We start from the raw sequence: 3,515 nt of genomic DNA, 5'->3' as shown, positions 1-3,515 counted from the left end.
GCAGAATAAATACAACGAACTCTCACAGCTGGAAAGCAAAAAGGTGGGCGGAGTCTCTTTAGGAAATGGTTTGCAGCAGGTAGATTACCTGTACAATATCAGAGGCTGGATGACACAAATCAACAATCCCAATGACCTGAGTAACGGGGATTTGTTCGGGTATAAAATCAAATACAATCAGGTGGAAGGACAGCAAACTCCCAATAATGATTTTTTAAGCCTTGAAGTAAAGCCAAAGTTTAGCGGAAATATTGCAGAAGTTGACTGGAGCACAGCAACAACATCGGGTGATTATCTTAGAAGATACGGATACGTTTATGATGGCCTCAACCGATTGAAAGCAGGATTTTATCAACGTGATGATAATCCTACAGCAAAAGAATATTTTGAGAAAATGGATTATGATCTGAATGGAAATATTACAAACCTTAAAAGATCTGCGCAAAAAGATGGGAATACTTACGCAACTATTATCGACAACCTGACATATAGTTATAATTATCAGATATCGGGTAACAGGCTTAATTCTGTAACCGATTCTTCAACGGACTACAGAGGTTATCCGGATACTTCGGGAAATACAATTACATATGATCTGAATGGAAATATGAAAAAGCATGAAGACAAAGGCATACTGCAAATTAATTATAATATGCTGAATCTACCGAATTATATCAAGTTTAATCAGTCAATAGCAAGCCGAGGCGGTGCAAGATATGTAAATACAGTCTACACTTACAATGCAGCAGGAAACAAGGTTAAAAAAGTGTATCAGTATAAAGAGGGAAATATACTTTTTCTTGCAACCAAAACCACAGATTATTTGGATGGCTTTCAGTATGAAACTGACGCTACTCTCTCAAACCCCATGGCTTCTGTTGAATTGAAATTTATTCCAACGGCAGAAGGGTATTTTGATTTTGTAAAAAATAAGTATATTTACAACTATGCAGATCATTTAGGAAATACAAGATTAAGTTATTTTCATAATGGCAGCAGCATAGAAGTTCTTGAGGAAAATAACTACTACCCTTTTGGATTAAAGCACGAGGGATACAATGCTCTGGCTGGAAACCCAAGTTACCAATATAAATACAATGGTAAGGAGCTGCAAACTGAAACAGGAATGTATGATTACGGCGCAAGATTTTATATGCCGGATATCGGAAGATGGGGTGTTGTGGATCCGCTGGCGGAAATGTATCAGCCAATGTCTACCTATCATATGTCTGGAAATAATCCTGTTTTCTATGTGGATTCTAACGGAATGAATTATGACGATTATGGAATGGATAATAATGGAAATACTAGCTTAATTCAAAAGACGGATGATAAATTTGATAGACTTTACAAAGCAAAAAGTGACTCTAAAGGAAATGCTATAAAAGATGCAAAAGGCAACGCACAGAAAGCAACTGAAGGAGTTGGAAAGGAAAATCAAGATTATGTCAAAGTAAACAAAGAGACAAAGGATAGTGGTAGTATTATCAGTCAACTTTCAATTAAAGATAGCGAGGGTTTAAGTCATGGTACAACAACAAACTCTGTAGATGCAAGAAGAGTTTTCCAATTTGCAGCTGATAATTCAAAGGTAGAATGGTCAATTGGTGGTTTTGACACTAAAGGAACAGGAATGGCTGATAAATATTTAGTTGGAACTGCACATCTTTCTGATAGAGTAAGAGTTGTTTGGCAATTTGGAGAGCAAGGATTAACTTATGAGAATCTTAAATATAATGGTCATACTCATCCGAATTCTAGGATGCCCAAACAGCATGATAACGACATTTCCAAACCAGGAATTTACAATTTTATATATTACACAGGAGTAGGAAATGGTATAAGAGAAAATTATTTTGTACCATATCATTTAGAAACAAATACAAAAACTGGAATAAATAAAGCGACTATGAAATCAAATTATAGACAAGTAAAATTACCAGATCTAATTCCTTAAAAACATGAAAATATATATTTTTTTATCATTATTAACTTTTAGTGTTTTTTATTCACAAGACAGACTTTCCTTTATAAAAGATGAGGGAGTAAAAAATGAAATACAAAACAGCATAGCTTTTTTAAACAAAACAAAATACGTTTCTAAAGAAATCAAAAGCAAGGTTATTTTTATAACATATGATATAGAAAAGCTTTTGGAAAGTGAAATGCTTGGTTTTAGTTACACAACAAGTATCCCTTTATCTTGGGCAACTTTGAATCAACAGGGGCAATTTATTTTTCATGATGACCCACACAATAACTGGCTATTTTATAATTATTCAAAAAACATAGTTTTAGTTTTTCGTGGTGGAAGCGAATATTTTAATAATCAGCAAATGAAAGAGCTATCTGAATTAGTTCCAATAATTAAAACCGATATTTTAAAAAATGAATATTTTGCTATCAACAAAGGAAACGAGTTTACAGAAAACTATCCAAAAAATAGTATTAGTATGGATAGGATAAATGAAAAATTTATTCCTGTTCGAATCGACACGTTTGATTTAAAAACCTTTATGGAAATTTGGTACAGATTAGATATAAAAGAAATTCCGGTTAGTCAGACAAAATATAAAGTAGCAAGTAAAAAGGATTTGAAGCATAAGTTTCATGCACATCCTAAATAAACAAACCCTCGCTCCCGTACGATTTATCGTGTGGCAGATAATAAAAAACCCATCGCAATTGCGATGGGTTTTGTGTTTTATATACCTTGCAAAACGTTTGCAAGATTCCCCCCGCTGCGCAAAGTCCGTGACTATGAGGGAATAAACACCAAAGCCTCTCAAATGCGAGGTTTTTGTGTAATACGATGTTCTGTAATGTATAAGGAAACAGAACTAAAGAGCAGCAATATTTTTAAGTTTAGAAGCTTTGATAAAAGTATTGATGGTTGTAAAAACATGTGCATTTGTATCGCTATTGAGTTCCTGTTATTGATTTTAGTTTTTTCAACGTATCGTTGTCGATCTGCTCATACTGTCCGTCCTTTACGAGATAATCAAGTGTGACGCCTAAAGCATCTGCAATTTTAGTTGCTACGTCAATCGACGGAACATTTTCCCCAAGTTAATACTTCCCAATAATGGCACCGGAAGTTCCAATGGTCTTTCCGAGATCACTTTGTTTTATTTTTTCTGCTTATGAACAAATGTCATAAATAGATCGCCTTTTTTTTATCATTCTAACACGTCAAGTTTTGGCGTGCTACTGTTTTACATTTGTTTCGACAATATGAAATATTTATATTAAATCTCATTAAAGAGATTAGGTAGTTCGTTAAAAAATGTTAAATTAGCAACAATAAAATTATTGACCAAATCATGAAACAACTCTACATGAGTGCATTACTGCTATGTACAACTGCTGTACTGTATTCTCAGGAAGTGGTATGGCAGAAAGATATTAAATCCTCTACGCAGGATTTTCTTTCGCAAGTTACCACCACAATCGATCAGCAGTATCTTATTACAGGAAGCTCAATTCAATCCAAAAAAATTACTCCCGAAAACAAA

General features: G+C 33.9%; 2 protein-coding genes and 1 pseudogene. All 3 read left to right on the top strand.

Going from position 1 to position 3,515, the window contains the following annotated elements; translation table 11 throughout:
* Positions 1 to 1,957 (top strand): RHS repeat-associated core domain-containing protein (locus tag OF897_RS21390; protein ID WP_323809085.1); only part of this gene is annotated, 1,957 nt, incomplete at its 5' end.
* Positions 1,958 to 1,961: 4 nt separating this feature from the next.
* Positions 1,962 to 2,627 carry a hypothetical protein gene (locus tag OF897_RS21385; RefSeq protein ID WP_267267694.1) on the top strand — a complete coding sequence of 222 codons (666 nt, stop codon included), beginning with the start codon at positions 1,962 to 1,964 and terminating at the stop codon, positions 2,625 to 2,627.
* 696 nt (positions 2,628 to 3,323) lie between these two features.
* Positions 3,324 to 3,515, top strand: a pseudogene (locus tag OF897_RS21380) (T9SS type A sorting domain-containing protein); the annotation flags it as partial.

The organism is Chryseobacterium formosum (assembly GCF_026460885.1).
Lineage (GTDB): Bacteria > Bacteroidota > Bacteroidia > Flavobacteriales > Weeksellaceae > Chryseobacterium > Chryseobacterium formosus.
This window is presented reverse-complemented; position numbering and strand designations above follow the sequence as displayed.

Excerpts from the sequence above, each read along its gene's own strand:
- OF897_RS21385 (WP_267267694.1), top strand. The coding sequence starts at position 1,962 with ATGAAAATATATATTTTTTTATCATTATTAACTTTTAGTGTTTTTTAT.